Origin of the sequence: Leucobacter sp. Psy1, from assembly GCF_020096995.1 — a bacterium.
Taxonomy (GTDB): Bacteria; Actinomycetota; Actinomycetes; order Actinomycetales; family Microbacteriaceae; genus Leucobacter.
This window is the reverse complement of record NZ_CP083692.1, coordinates 1094561-1107961: the sequence shown is the minus strand read 5'-3', so window position 1 is coordinate 1107961 and position 13401 is coordinate 1094561. Positions and strand designations below refer to the sequence as shown.

14 protein-coding genes are annotated in these 13401 nt (G+C 65.8%); 4 read left to right on the top strand and 10 right to left on the bottom strand.

The genetic code is table 11. The features are described 5' to 3' along the window. Nucleotides 1-22 precede the first annotated feature (22 nt). The 3 genes from K8P10_RS05230 to K8P10_RS05220 form a co-directional block, all read right to left on the bottom strand. On the bottom strand, nucleotides 23-727 hold the full coding sequence (locus K8P10_RS05230) for an HAD family phosphatase (RefSeq protein ID WP_224780748.1): 705 nt from the start codon (nucleotides 725-727) through the stop codon (nucleotides 23-25). A gap of 102 nt (nucleotides 728-829) precedes the next feature. Then, nucleotides 830-1273, bottom strand: a complete 444-nt coding sequence (locus tag K8P10_RS05225; RefSeq protein ID WP_224780747.1) for an Lrp/AsnC family transcriptional regulator — start codon at nucleotides 1271-1273, stop codon at nucleotides 830-832. Next, the gene (locus K8P10_RS05220; protein WP_224780746.1) at nucleotides 1270-2487 is read right to left on the bottom strand and encodes a PLP-dependent aspartate aminotransferase family protein; all 1218 of its coding nucleotides are present in this window, start codon (nucleotides 2485-2487) and stop codon (nucleotides 1270-1272) included. Before K8P10_RS05220 ends, K8P10_RS05225 begins: the two co-directional genes overlap by 4 nt. 131 nt (nucleotides 2488-2618) lie before the next feature. Here K8P10_RS05220 and K8P10_RS05215 point away from each other — a divergent pair, with 131 nt between their 5' ends. After that, nucleotides 2619-3407: an IclR family transcriptional regulator gene (locus K8P10_RS05215; RefSeq protein ID WP_224780745.1), complete on the top strand. Its 789-nt coding sequence runs from the start codon at nucleotides 2619-2621 to the stop codon at nucleotides 3405-3407. Here the strand turns inward: K8P10_RS05215 and K8P10_RS05210 are convergent. From K8P10_RS05210 to K8P10_RS05200, 3 genes are read right to left on the bottom strand one after another with little or no spacing between them, the layout of a single operon-like run. Continuing rightward, on the bottom strand, nucleotides 3381-4148 hold the full coding sequence (locus tag K8P10_RS05210) for an IclR family transcriptional regulator (RefSeq protein ID WP_224780744.1): 768 nt from the start codon (nucleotides 4146-4148) through the stop codon (nucleotides 3381-3383). The two genes, K8P10_RS05215 and K8P10_RS05210, sit on opposite strands and share 27 nt — an antisense overlap. Nucleotides 4149-4168: 20 nt before the next feature. Further along, nucleotides 4169-5317: an alanine racemase gene (gene alr / locus K8P10_RS05205; protein WP_224780743.1), complete on the bottom strand. Its 1149-nt coding sequence runs from the start codon at nucleotides 5315-5317 to the stop codon at nucleotides 4169-4171. Then, nucleotides 5314-6708, bottom strand: coding sequence for an amino acid permease (locus K8P10_RS05200; protein WP_224780742.1), 1395 nt, complete (start codon nucleotides 6706-6708; stop codon nucleotides 5314-5316). The genes alr and K8P10_RS05200 overlap by 4 nt, the downstream gene beginning before the upstream one ends. A gap of 347 nt (nucleotides 6709-7055) precedes the next feature. On the opposite strand from K8P10_RS05200, the gene K8P10_RS05195 reads away from it, so the two are divergent. Both K8P10_RS05195 and K8P10_RS05190 read left to right on the top strand, forming a co-directional pair. After that, a complete protein-coding gene (locus K8P10_RS05195; RefSeq protein ID WP_224780741.1) occupies nucleotides 7056-8099 on the top strand; it encodes a homoserine dehydrogenase in 1044 nt (347 codons plus the stop codon). Next, the gene (locus K8P10_RS05190; protein ID WP_224780740.1) at nucleotides 8096-9478 is read left to right on the top strand and encodes an aldehyde dehydrogenase family protein; all 1383 of its coding nucleotides are present in this window, start codon (nucleotides 8096-8098) and stop codon (nucleotides 9476-9478) included. The genes K8P10_RS05195 and K8P10_RS05190 overlap by 4 nt, the downstream gene beginning before the upstream one ends. Before the next feature lie 4 nt (nucleotides 9479-9482). On the opposite strand, the gene K8P10_RS05185 is transcribed toward K8P10_RS05190, so the two are convergent. After that, nucleotides 9483-10337 (bottom strand): SDR family NAD(P)-dependent oxidoreductase, encoded by an 855-nt coding sequence (locus K8P10_RS05185; protein WP_224780739.1) that lies wholly within the window; start codon nucleotides 10335-10337, stop codon nucleotides 9483-9485. A gap of 114 nt (nucleotides 10338-10451) precedes the next feature. On the opposite strand from K8P10_RS05185, the gene K8P10_RS05180 reads away from it, so the two are divergent. Continuing rightward, nucleotides 10452-10919: an SRPBCC family protein gene (locus K8P10_RS05180; protein ID WP_224780738.1), complete on the top strand. Its 468-nt coding sequence runs from the start codon at nucleotides 10452-10454 to the stop codon at nucleotides 10917-10919. Here K8P10_RS05180 and K8P10_RS05175 read toward each other — a convergent pair. From K8P10_RS05175 to K8P10_RS05165, 3 genes are read right to left on the bottom strand one after another with little or no spacing between them, the layout of a single operon-like run. Next, a complete protein-coding gene (locus tag K8P10_RS05175; protein ID WP_224780737.1) occupies nucleotides 10916-11851 on the bottom strand; it encodes a sucrase ferredoxin in 936 nt (311 codons plus the stop codon). The genes K8P10_RS05180 and K8P10_RS05175 overlap by 4 nt on opposite strands. An 8-nt stretch (nucleotides 11852-11859) precedes the next feature. After that, nucleotides 11860-13086 carry a cupin domain-containing protein gene (locus K8P10_RS05170; protein ID WP_224780736.1) on the bottom strand — a complete coding sequence of 409 codons (1227 nt, stop codon included), beginning with the start codon at nucleotides 13084-13086 and terminating at the stop codon, nucleotides 11860-11862. Then, a complete protein-coding gene (locus tag K8P10_RS05165) occupies nucleotides 13083-13334 on the bottom strand; it encodes a BatC protein (RefSeq protein ID WP_224780735.1) in 252 nt (83 codons plus the stop codon). Before K8P10_RS05165 ends, K8P10_RS05170 begins: the two co-directional genes overlap by 4 nt. Nucleotides 13335-13401: the final 67 nt, after the last annotated feature.

The window sequence follows — 13401 nt, the reverse complement described above, 5'->3', positions numbered from 1 at the left end:
ATTCAGCGTCGACGGTCTTCCCTCAGGAGATGAGCAGGTCTGGCCGGAGCGCATCGACCGCTGTCGTGGCGATCTCGCTGAGCATCGCTCCCCGGCCGACGCCGACCACGGGAAGCCCGGCACCGCGCGCAGCGGCGAACCCGATCGGCGAGTCCTCGAAGGCGACGGCGCGCTCCGGCTCGACGCCGAGCACCTCGAGCGCCTGTACGTAGCACGCGGGATCAGGCTTCGCCCGCTCCACGTCCTCGAGCGCCACCACGACGTCGATCTGGTCAAGCAGTTCGATCTGGCTGAGCGCTGGGACGGCCACCGTCTTGCTCGCCGCCGTCACCACCGCGATCGGGGTACCCCCTGCGTGCACCGCTCGCACGAACGCCTCCGCCTCACCGCTAATGCGTCGCTCGCGGTACACCGCATCGAGATAGCGTCGATTGAACAGCTCCACGAGTTCGCCGACGCGACGGGGATCGGCGTCGCCCGAGAGCTCCTGGAACATGCTCTCCTCGGTGCGCCCGAGAAACCGGTCGAAGTACCGCTCGCGGTCGAGGCGGACGCCCAGTCGCTCGATGGCGATCTCGGAGACCAATTGGCCGATGAGTTCTTCGTCGTCCGAGAGCGTGCCGTTGAAGTCGATGAGCAGGGCGTCAGCGTCGCGGATGAGCTGCGCGATACGCGGGCCGCGAGCGACGGCGCGGTGCGGTCGCTGGAGCGTCGGGATCTGAGACATGGGATCCTCCCTCGGTGACTGAGTCGGTCACCGGCGACCCTACGCTGCACGCGCGAACGATAGATGAACGGCGCGTGACCCGTGAGCATCTGGAGCACCTGCTCACCCTCGATCGATGACCGTCGACAGTGAGAAAGAGGTCACCGTATTACTCACACCAGGCATCGCGCTGACCGTCTCCCAGATCTCCTGCACCCGCTCCACCGAGCGAGCGTCGACACGGACAAGCAGGTCCAGGTCACCCGCAAGAATGTCGCACTTCACCACCTCAGGGATTCTCGCGAGCTGCGCGATGACCTCAGCACCGCGCATGCGGTCTGCGCGATCGATGAAGAGCACTGCGCTCACCCGTTCCTGGGGCGAAGACCCCCCGCGAATGATGGTGTATCCCTGAATGACTCCCGTACGCTCGAGACGCTCGATGCGCTGGCGAACGGCGTTCCGCGAGAGCCTCACCTTCGCCCCGAGCGAGACGAGTGGAATGCGGGCGTCTGCGGTCAGCTCGGCGATGATGTGTTCATCGATCGCATCCCGGTGCACCGTCACGACGTACCGCCACCGAACGTCGCATCCAGAGCCGCCTCCACATCATCGAGAAGGTCGCGCTGATCCTCGATACCCACCGAGAGCCGCAAGTGCCCGAAGTGCCGGAACTCGTCCGGGTAGTACCGAACCCGACCACCCTCGGTTCCGACGTGAACGATGAGCGAGTCATCGTGTCCGAGCGAGAACCCTGAAGTGATGAGTCGCAACTGCGAGACGAATCGGTTCTGCATGTCCGGACCCCCGCGAACGGCGAACGCGAGCGTGCCGCCATACCCGGAGCCGCCGAACTGCCGGGTCGCGAGGTCGTGCTGCTCGTGGCCGGGCAGGCCGGGATAAGCGACGTACTCGACACGGCTGTCCGCGTCGAGCAGGTCGGCGATCGCATGCGCAGAAGCGAACTGCTGACGCAGGCGAAGCGGAAGCGTCACGGATCCGCGTTGGATCTGCCACGCGTTGAAAGGCGAGATGATTCCACCGACATCGACCATGGCATCGGCTTTGATGCGTTCGACGAGATCCGCTTTGCCGATGACGGCGCCACCCATCGCATCGCCGTGCCCGTTGATGTACTTGGTCAGAGAGTGCACGACCAGATCAGCCCCGTCTGCGAGCGGTCGATAGAACGGGGGCGGTGTGAACGTCGAATCGACCACGAGAATCGCCGAAGCCTCGCGCGCGATCTGCGCCACCCCGGTCACATCGGCGACCTTCGTCGTCGGATTCGCGATCGCCTCGATGCAGATCATTCGGGTGTTCGGGCGGACCGCGTCGCGCACCGCGTCAAGGTCACTGATGTCGACGAATGTCGCTTCGATCCCGTATCGGTTCGGGAGCAGTTCCGACCAGAGCCGCCAGGTGGCTTCGTAGGTGACATCGCTGACGAGCACATGGTCGCCGACTCGAACATGCGTGAAGAAGACAGCGTGCAGGGCGGCCACCCCACTCGCGAGCGCGACCGCGGCCTCCCCGCCTTCCAGTGCGACGAGTTTCTCCTCGAGGGCCGCCTGATTGACGCCGCTGTTCCGGGTGTACAGGCCCTCGGTGGTGGCGGACCAGCTGATGTCGCTCGGGTCGTCGGGCAGCAGATACGAGTTCGCCATCACCAGCGGGGTGCGCAATGCACGGGTACTGTCTATCCGATTTCCCCCGTGAACGGCCAGACTCAGCGGTCCGAGCGTCGCGTGATCACTCCGGTCGGGTCGGGATTCGATCATTTCGGCGCTCTCCTCGTCATCAATTCCTGATACCCACACTTTTATGGGCTTTATTGGCATACTAACGTGCTTATCTTGCACAGGTCGAGACCTCGTTTCAACAAGCGTTACCGGTGTCCTAGGCTGAGGCCATGGCCACACACTCGAGCATGGGACGCGGTATGGAGGTCTTTCGCAGCCTCGGCCGAACGGCTCACGCTCTCCCCTGCGGCACCCCGGTCTCGAGCCTCGCGGAAAGCCTGGAGCGTGATCGCTCCCAGGTGTCGCGGACTCTTGCTGCGCTCGCGCAGGCTCGGCTGGTCGACCGCACACGGTCGGGTTACCGGGTCGCAGCCCGCACCTACGCGCGTGCTCAGGCCCTTTCCGAGCATCGACTGCGGGTCGACGGGCTCACCGTTCTCGAACAGTTGAGCTCTGTCACCGGGGAGGCATGTTTTCTCGGGGAGCTGTACGGTGCGAGCACGGTTACCATTGCCGAGAGCATCCCGCAGTCAATGGGCATGGTGGGATCATGGGTCGGGCGCGCGTATCCGGCGTTCTGCAGCGATGCGGGATACGCCGCGCTGTGGGACGCCGATGACGCGGAGATCGCCGCCGTGCTCGGGCGGATCGACGCATCGCTCGGCGGGCCCGGCGCGGTGGCGGGAGTGGCTGAATTCATCACCAGACTGGAGCGTGCACGCGCGCGCGGCTACTCGATCGTAGACGAGGAGGCCGAGTCGGGGCTGACATCAGTAGCTGCTCCGGTGTTCGACTATCGGGATGAAGTGGTCGCGGCCATGCAGGTCGTCGGCCACAGCGCACCCGTGCGATCCCGCGTCTCCGAGCTCGGCGACGCCTGCCGAGCAGCAGCGGAGCATCTCAGCGCCGTCCTCCGTGGAGCGGCAAGCGCCTCAGACTTCCAACAGGTCCACCACTGAGCGCAGCGCTGTCGGAACCTTCCGGGCAGCACGGACTTCCTCGGATCGGCTCGCCACACTGAGTGCGCCGACCACCTCTCCCCCACGGACGATTGGCATACCGAACTCGCGTACGCCGTACTCGTACTCCTGATCCGCATCGACATATCCACGTCCGCGATCCCGATCGACGAGCCTCACCACCTCAGCGACGGACCGCGCGGACCGCGGGCCTCCGACCCCGGTGAAAGAGGTTGCGGCCAGACGGGTCGAGACCTCCGCCTCACTGTCGAACCAGAGCAGCGCACGTGGCCCACCGCACCAGACCGGCGTCTCCATTCCCGGCCTGACCGCACTCTCCGGAGCACCTGCCGACCCCTCGTAACGCAGCTGAACCGCGCGGTCACCGTGCGGCACGACGAGCCGGACGATCACCTGGAACGTCGTCGCGAGGCGACGCATCTCCGCTCGCGCGGCGCGTACCCAATGCTCCTGCCGAACGGCCGCGGCAGCGAAGTACGCTGGTCCGGCGCGAAACACGCCGTCGGGTTCACGAAGCAGGTACTCGAGATCGACCAGCTCCTGAGTCAACCGAGACACACGACTTCGTTCGATGTTCACCAACTGCGCCAGACGGGACGCCGTGAGACCCGGCCTCCCGCTCACTTCACGGTCGACGATCGCGGTGAGCAAAGCGGCTCCTTGCATCACGGACGACGCTGCAGCAGAGGGGCGCTCGGTCGACGCTGAAGAGGATTCCATTCGCTCAGACTACTCACTCATCAACCAGCATGGTGCGCAGGACCCCCGAGCGCCACGCGACCGGATGCAAGCGTTCCACCCCAGGCCGCATACGTCGCAGCAGCGATCACGCCGGACTCCGCGGCGAGCTCATCCATGGTCCGCTGATGGGCCCCCTGCGCCCCCAGAATCACGACCTCGTCTCCCGGCTGCACCCCTGGCACCTCAGTCACATCGATCGAAAACGAGCACATCGCCACGAGATCGATCATCTGCGCGGCTCGTCCGCGGATGAGCACCCGGCCGGTGCCGCTCAACAGGCGCGGAATGCCGTCCCCGTAACCGAGCGGCACGGTCGCGATGACCGCATCCCGCTCGAGCACGACCGTCCGGTCGTAACCGACCGTCGCGCCTGCCGGATAGCGCGAAACCGACGCCACCTCCGATGTCACGCGCATCGCGGGGCTCTGCCCGGGAACCGGTGCGGACGTGTCCCCGTAGACCGCCGCACCGATACGAACCAGATCGAGGTGGCTCTCGGGAAGCGTCAACGCGGCGAACGAGGTCGCGCAGTGACGCTGTACGTCGATGGCCCGATCGGGTCCGAGCTCCCGGAACACGAACGCCACATCGCTCAGGAACGCCTCAAGCCCCGCGCGTGTCTGCCCCACTGACTCGCAGGGGAAGTGTGCGCAGACGCCACGCACGGAGAGACCGTCCAGCATCAGTATCGCCCTGAGCTCGGCGCGGCCGGCATCGCTGCTCAGATCAACGCTTTCTCGAGAGATCCCGGGACCATTTGTGGCGAGGTGGATATCGAGCGTGAGCGACTCCGACCGGGCGACCTCCGCGATCGCCCGGGCGTGAGCGAGTCCTCCAACCCACTCCTCGATACGCAGCGCCGTTCCAGATAAAGCCTCTCGCGGAGTGGCGGCGCGAACGCGCAGCAGCCGCCCCGAGAAGCCGAGCCGCCGCACTGCTCGCGCCTCGGCATTACTCGCGATACCCAGGGTCTGTATCCCTGCCCGCATCAGTTCGGGCACCACGATGTCGATACCGTGACCATAGGCATCGGCTTTCACGACTGCGCAGATCTCGGCCCCTCCGGCTGCCGCGACGCTCCTCTGCACGAGCTCGACGTTTCGTCGGATCGCGGAACCGTCGACGGCCACGCGGAAGCGGTCACTCATCCTTCCGCCGCCCGTACCTGTTCAGGCCGGAGCCGCGCTCCCCGCCTCCCGTGCCGCCACCAGAAGAACAGGTAGCAGAGGCCGACGAACGGAACTCCGAAGTACAGCGCCGCGACCTGGTTCGGATCGAACGCGACGGCGACCATGGAGATGCTGAGCAGAACGAAAGCCAGGATCGGGACCACGGGGTAGAGCGGTGTGCGGTAGGCGAGCTGCGAGACGTCTCCTCCCTGGCGCACGAAGGATCGGCGGTGGAAGAACTGAGAGGCGACGATGGACATCCATACGGCGACCACTGCGAAACCTGCAATCGACACCAGGACGAGGTACACGGTCTCGGGCGCGATCACGCTCGAGATGAGCGAGGCAAGACCACCGAGGATACTGACGGACAGCGCGATCAGCGGAATCCCTCGACGTGTCAGCCGCGAGAACACGCGCGGCGCGTGTCCTTCGTCCGCGAGCGAGAAGAGCATGCGGGCGCAGGAGAAGAGACCTGAGTTCCCCGCAGAGAGCAGCGCGGTGATAATGACGAAGTTCATGATGTCTGCGGCGAACGGCACGCCGATGTAGTCGAAGACGGTCACGAACGGTGAGTCAGTCACGCCGGTCTGGTCATACGGAATGATAGCCGCAATAATCGCGATCGCACAGATGAAGAAGAGCACCAGGCGCAGCACGGTCGATCGGATCGCGCGCGGGATGTTCTTCGCGGGATCCTTTGTCTCCCCCGCTGCGGTACCGATCAGCTCAGTACCGCTGAACGCGTAGAAGACCGCGAGGGCAGTGATGACGATACCCGTAAGCCCGGTGGGGAAGAGCCCGTCGTCGGTGACGTAGTTGCTCAGGAAGAGCGCTTCGCGAGGCTGATCCGAGAGCGGTGCGAAACCGAAGATCGCCGCGCCACCCAGCACGATGAGCACCAGGATGGCGAGCACCTTGATCATCGAGAACCAGAACTCGGTTTCGCCGAACACGCGCGCCGAGATCGCATTGACCATGAACAGCACGCCCGCGAACAGCAGACACCAGATCCAGACTGGGACATCCGGGAACCAACGCTGCATGAGGATTCCCGCGGCCGCGAACTCTGATCCAAGCGCGGCCACCCAGCACAACCAATACAGCCACGCAGTGGTGAATCCGGTCGCTGGTCCGATCGAACGAGCGGCGTAGATGTGGAACGCACCCGAGACGGGATACGCGACCGCCAGCTCTCCCAGACAGACCATGACTAGCCATACGACCACTGCACCGACACCGTAGGCGATCACGGCACCGAGCGGCCCCGCCTGCGAGATGGTGTAGCCGGAGCTCAAGAACAAGCCTGATCCGATGACACCGCCAAGGGCGATCATCACAAGATGCCTCGACCCCATGGATCGTTGCATCTTTCTGAGAGGTACTTGGGTCGCTGTGGTGTGGGGCAGATTGTTCGGGAGTGTGTCATCTGCACGGTTTCGACTCATGAGAGCTCGCCTTCGAGAACGGGGTCAGTGGAAGCACCTGTACGTGCACTATAACCAACTTTCATTGTTAATAGCGCACAACAGAGGTGTGGTTGTCACCGTACGTGCGATCCCAGGCCGGTACGCACCAGCACATCGCCTTCCGTCAGATCGTCCTCGATACCGACAGAATGCTCGGTGAGAGTGCCGATCGGACAGGTGCCTGGCGACGTGGCACCCGCGAGGCTAGGACACGTATCACCGATGCCCCTACGGAGAATGGAAACCTCATGCACCAGTACTCACTCGCTCTCATCGGATTCGGAGGCGTCGCACGCGCTCTCGCCGGAATCATCAGAGACGACGGTGACCGCATCGCCCGAGAACTCGGCTTCTCGCTGCGCGTCGTCGCGATCACCGACCTGAACCTCGGCACACTCATCCAACCCACCGGCATCGATCTCACCGCCGCACTCGCCGTCGCTCGCGAGCAGACGTTCGCGGCGTTCGCGGGCGGCTCCCCCGAGGCAGACAATGCGCGGGCGATTCGCGACAGCGGCGCGGACATCGTGGTCGAAGCGACATTTACCAACCCGATCACTGGTGAACCGGCTCTCTCACACGTGCGACAGGCACTGGAAGCGGGAATCAGCGTCACGACCACGAACAAAGGACCGGTCGCCATCGCCGGCGAGGAGCTCACGAGTCTCGCGCACCGGACCGGTGCGCACTTCGAGTTCGAGGGCGCCGTCATGAGCGGTACCCCCGTGCTGCGATTCGCGCGGCAGCAGCTGGCCGGGACCCGTATCGTCGCGATCGAGGGCATTCTGAATGGCACGACCAACTATGTGCTCGGACGACAGGAGGATGGCCTGAGTCAGGATGAGGCAATCGCTGAAGCGCAGGCACGCGGATACGCCGAAGCGGACCCGACTGCCGATATCAACGGATCCGACGTCCGGTTGAAGGTCGCGATCCTCGCCGAGCAGGTGATGGGCGAACGCATCCCTCTCGAAGACATTGCAACGACCGGCATCTCCTCGGTCACCGCGGCCGACATCGCGTCGGCTCGCGAGACGGGGGCGCGGTGGAAGCTCGTCGGGAGCGTGGCACGCGCAACCGACGGAACCGTATCGGCTCGCGTCGCGCCAATGGCACTCCCCGAAGATCACCCGCTCACGGGAATCTCGGGCCCGACCAACGCCGTCACCTTCAGTACCGAGTTGGTGGACCGGGTCACGGTGTCCGGCCCGGGGGCGGGGCGTACGCAGACCGCCTTCGCACTCCTCTCCGACATCATCGCCATCGATACCGCTCGTGGACGCCGGTCATGACCGCATCGATCGCTCCCCTCACTGTCACTAACCCGGCAGACGGGTCCATCGTCGGCACGGTTCCCCAGCACGGCCCCCACGACGTGGCCAGCCTGCTCGCGGTAGCCGAGCGCGGGCGTCGCGCGGCGCGCGCGCTCAGCAGATTCGAGCGAGCCGCGATCCTCGACGGTGCGGCTGCCGCATTGCGCGGACGCGCGGACGCGTTCGCACACATGATCGTGCGCGAGGCCGGGAAAACCATCACCCAGGCGCGTGCAGAAGTTGGCCGAGCGGCAGTCACCCTCTCGCTCTCGGCCACCGAGGCCAGAAGAGGCGGAGGCGAAGTCATCCCGTTCGACGCTTTCGCCGGAGCGGAGGACCGCCGAGGGTGGTACACCCGCGAACCCCTCGGAATCATCCTCGCCATCACGCCCTACAATGACGCGCTGAATCTCGTGGCGCACAAGATCGGACCAGCGATCGCCGGTGGAAACGCCGTCATCGTGAAGCCCGCGCAACAGACACCGTTCTCGGCCAGGATGCTGGTCGATCTTCTCATCGAGTGCGGCTTGCCCGACTCCGCTGCCACGGTCGTGCACGGCGATCGATCCCTGACCCAAGCCTTGGTCGCCGCGCAAGAGGTCCGCATGGTCTCCTTCACCGGAGGCTTCACCACCGGAGATGCGATCTCGCGCATCGCCGGAATCAAGAGGTTGGCGATGGAGCTCGGGGGCAACGCCCCCATCCTCGTCTTCGCCGACGCGGATCTCGATGCCGCGGTTGAGGCCTGCGTTTCCGGCGCATTCTGGGCCGCCGGTCAGAACTGCATCGGCGCGCAACGCCTCATCGTGGAATCGTCGGTCGCTCCCGCGTTCCAGCAGGCTTTCATCGCGCGTGCGCGCACTCTGCGCACCGGCGATCCGACCGATGAGCGCACGGATGTCGGTCCCATGATCAGTGCACCGGCAGCCGAGAGAGCCTCGCGGACTGTGGCGTCAGCGGTCTCGCACGGTGCGCGCCTCTGGTGCGGTGGCTCGGCGGAAGGTGCTTTCCTTCCACCGACCGTCCTCTCCGACGTTCCGCACGATCATGAACTCTCGCGAGAAGAGGCTTTCGCTCCCATCGCGATCCTCGATACGTTCACCTCTGAGGCCGAAGCCGTCGCCGAAGCCAATCGGCTCGATTACGCGCTCCACGCCGCGCTCTTCACCGAGAACCTTCACACTGCTCTCCGCGTCTCCGAGCAGATCGAGGCCGGAGGGGTGATGGTGAACGACTCGTCCGACTTTCGAGTGGATGCCATGCCGTTCGGTGGCGCGAAGTACGGGAGCATGGGTCGCGAGGGCGTGCGATTCGCATACGAGGACATGACGCAGCCGAAGGTGATCTGCATCCGCTGAACGATCACCCGGGGGCGACATCCGGCCAATCGATGCGCAACAGCTCGTTCGTGCGCGCCCAGTGGCGGTCGCGGAACTCTGAGCTCGACGCCGCGCGGAGGATGCGTCCGCGGCGCCCGCTCGGGAGGTAGTACCCGCCGGACTCCCACCGGTCGACGACCGCGGGATCGATGAACTGCGCGAGCGTCGCTCCCCCCTCCGCCGATGAACTGAGCCAGCGGCGCAGCAGTGGCCCATACGCCCAGCGCAGCGCGGAAGAGGTGTCGGAGGCGAAGTTCGTGGCGACCACCCCTGGGTGGAATGCGAAGGAGGAGAGACCGAACGGCCCGTACCGCTCCGCGAGGGTGCGGGCCGTGACGACGTTTGCGAGCTTCGCGTTGCCGTATGCCCGATGAGCTCGAAAACGCCGCGCACTGTCGAAATCGTCGAAATCGACGCGGGCGAAGACGCGGGACGCCACGCTCGCGGTATGGACCACGGTGGCCTTGGCATCGATGAGACGATCGAGCAGCAGACGCGTCAACAGCACCGGGGCGAGATGATTCACCTGGAATGTGCGCTCGTGTCCGTCCTGGGTGATCGACGGACCGCTGAAGATGCCGCCGGCGTTGTGCGCGAGGACATCGATCCTGCCCGCCGAATCTCGCAGCTCGCCTGCGAGACGGCGCACGTCGTCGAGGCGCGCGAAGTCGGCAACGTGGGCGTACGGGGTTCCTACGCGCTCCGCGGCGAGGCGCGTCTTCTCCGGGGATCGGCCTACCACCACGACTCTCGCTCCCGACTGCGCCACAATGCGTGCGGCCTCAGCGCCAATGCCATCGCTCGCACCCGTGATCACCACCGTGGGGGTGTCGTCCATGGGCTCCCCTCCTCTGCTCGGTGCGGAAAGGCTCATCGTATCTGCCCTGGTATCGATTCAGCTCCTACCGAACAAGGGGGTGACGTGTTCGGCCCGGTCGGGCATGGTGGAGGGATGGCTACTCACGAGAACAAGATCGTCGTCACCCGCACCATCGATGCACCCACGAAGGACCTCTTCAACGTCCTCACGCTCCCCGCACGGCACTCCGAGTTCGATGGGTCGGGCATGGTCCGATCGGACGAGAAGTCGCAGCGCATCCAGAGCGTCGGTGACGTGTTCGTCATGAACATGCACGCCGAGGCGATGGGCGACTACCAGATGCACAATCACGTCACCGCGTTGGCGGAGAACAAGATGGTGGGGTGGCAGCCCGCGATCGCCGAGAAGCCTGATGACCCGGCGGGCTGGGAGTGGCTGTACGAGCTGAACTCCATCGACTCGGGGACGACCGAGGTCACGCTGACGTACGACTGGTCGAAGGTGACTCACCCGAAGCTCCTCCCCCTCTTCCCCGCCGTCTCCGAGGAACAGCTGGAGGAGTCGCTGAACCAGCTCGCGGCTGCCGTCGCCGACCACTAACCCGAGGCTCTAGCGATCGCCTTCACGGTGCACTCCAGTGAGGCCGCGGGTTCGCTGCCGCGGCAGGTGAGGCGGCGTGCCGGAGCCTGGACTGCTGCGACCTCGATGTCGTACCGACCAGACTCCGGGTGCGGACCGCGCACCCGCAGCCGCCAGGATTCCGCCCCGCGATCCATGGAGACGATCGCATAATCATCGCGCCCCGCTGGGCCGAACGAGGCGAGGAGTGCCGCGATGGCAGCTTGAGCGACGGGCACGAGATCCGTGTAGCCGCGCAGGTGATCGGCCGAGATGCGGCCTGCGAAGTGCTGCTCGATCGTCGAACACGCCGTTCCGGGCGTGAGTCTGCCATAGGCGACGCCGTCGGGGACGACGAGCACGTTGGGCGCGAACCGGTCCCCGCCCACGTGCGTGCACTCCCACACGCGTTCCGGCCATGCATCGCTGAGCGCTTCAGCCACCGGCCTCCCCCGAACTGAACAGCACACATCGTGCTGACCATGTGCACACACCAGGACCACAGAGGGCCGGTCGTCGTCTCCGAGCGGCGCGACCTCACCGTCTCCCGCTTCGGCAATGGCCCGGAGAATCCGCGCGATCTCCTCCAGATCAGTGTCGCGCCGCCACACTCCCCACCGTTGCCGCGACCGCCCGGACGTCGTGCGGTGCAGCACCGCCCACTGACCCGAACCTCCTGGGCGCCGACGACCGTGGCGACGCACCAGGAGGATCCGAGCGCGAAGGACACGTGCCACGGCGAACACCTCGTCGTGCACGGCTCGATCCAGGTCGATCCCGTCGAAGCCGTTCACCGGCCAGGCTCCGCGGTACTCGATGAGCACCCAGGTCGTTCCTCGCGGCGCCGTACCGGCCAGAGGGTCGCCTCGCCGATCCGCAGCGGCGGCGCAGAAGAACGGCGCGGATGCTGACACGGGAGCGCTTAGTCGCCGGGAACCAGCACACCGACCCGCAGCAGGCGCCGCGCGAGCTCGATCCCGAGATCACCGGCGCGAAGCTCATCCGCTGCTCGGAGGCCGCTGCCAGAGTTCAGGAGCCCGCGCACGATCTCACGATCCTGATCGCTGAACTCCAACCATCCGACTCGCGTCATGAGCCGCTCCCCCACGAATCTCGCCTCGAGACCCGCGCGCACGCGAACGTTCGAGGACTCGCTCACGCCTGCGAGGAATGCCCGCTGCGCGAGTGGTCCGAGCGGTCCAGGCCGTGCCTGAGAACGGCGGGTGCGGTGCAGGCCAGCCGTCGGGTCCGACTGGTCGAGCGCTTCGGCAAATCGCGCCTTGACATCCTCCACGATGTCGCGGGTCGCGCCCGCCTCTCCCAACGGGAGACTCCGCCTGACGTCGGGCACCTCACGAAGTTCGCGAAGAACCGCGGCCGCAATCTCTTCAGCGACGGCATACCTGGTCCAATTGTGGATCCCGAGCGTGACATGGATGGAGACCTCACCCTGCGCCTGCGCGGCGTGGAGCCACCCACGCGGCAGATACAGCACATCGCCCGGCTCAAGCACGGCGTCGATGGCCGGCTCGGTCGCCGCGGCAGCCGCTACGGAGTCGCGCCGGTCAGTCCACGGCTGGTCCCTGAGAGGATCGGCGAAGACCGGTTCGTGGATCACCCAGCGCTTCGTCCCGCTGATCTGGAGCACGAACACGTCGTGGACGTCGTAGTGATCGTCGAAGCCTTGGTTCTGCGGAGGAGTGATGTAGGCGTTCGCCTGGACCGGGTTACCGAGCTCCTCATTGAGCGTCGTCACCAGACGACCGATGGCATCCCAGGTGCGCTGCAGTGCCTGCAGGACCAGCGTCGCGCCGTCGTCGAACTGACGCCAGAGGGCGGTGTCGTCGAGCTGATCCGAAATCGTCGCTCCGACACCGGCACCCGAGGTGAACGTCGTCGTCGGCAGCGTGGCACCGTCCTTCGCCACCCGGAGAAACGGCGACCTGAGGCCGCGTCGCGATACGAGCTCGTCGACGGCACCCGCCGAGAAGACATCAGAGAAATCGGAGGCCCCTCGCGTCAGAAGTGCACGCCTGCCCCAGAATTCATCAGCGAAACGGTCCCGGTCGATATCGATCAGGCGAGACTCCAGGACGCCGGCGCCCTCGTGGGCTCCGGCGTCCTGGGATCGGTCTTCAGACGCGGTCAAGAGCGATCCGCGCCGCCGTCGGCACCACCATCGTGAACACCCGGCGTACCCGCCGCGCCACCGTCAGCCGGACCCTCAGCACCGCCGTCGGCACCACCATCGTGAACACCTGGCGTACCCGCCGCGCCACCATCGGCCGGACCCTCAGCACCGCCGTCGGCACCACCATCGTGAATACCCGGCGTACCCGCAGCACCGCCGTCAGCCGGACCCTCGAGACCGCTCGTATCCTCTTCCGTACCGCTCATGATTCCTCCTCGAATTCAGCTGGCGGGCCAGTGCGCTACAGAGGAACTCCGTCGCGCCCGACCCGTT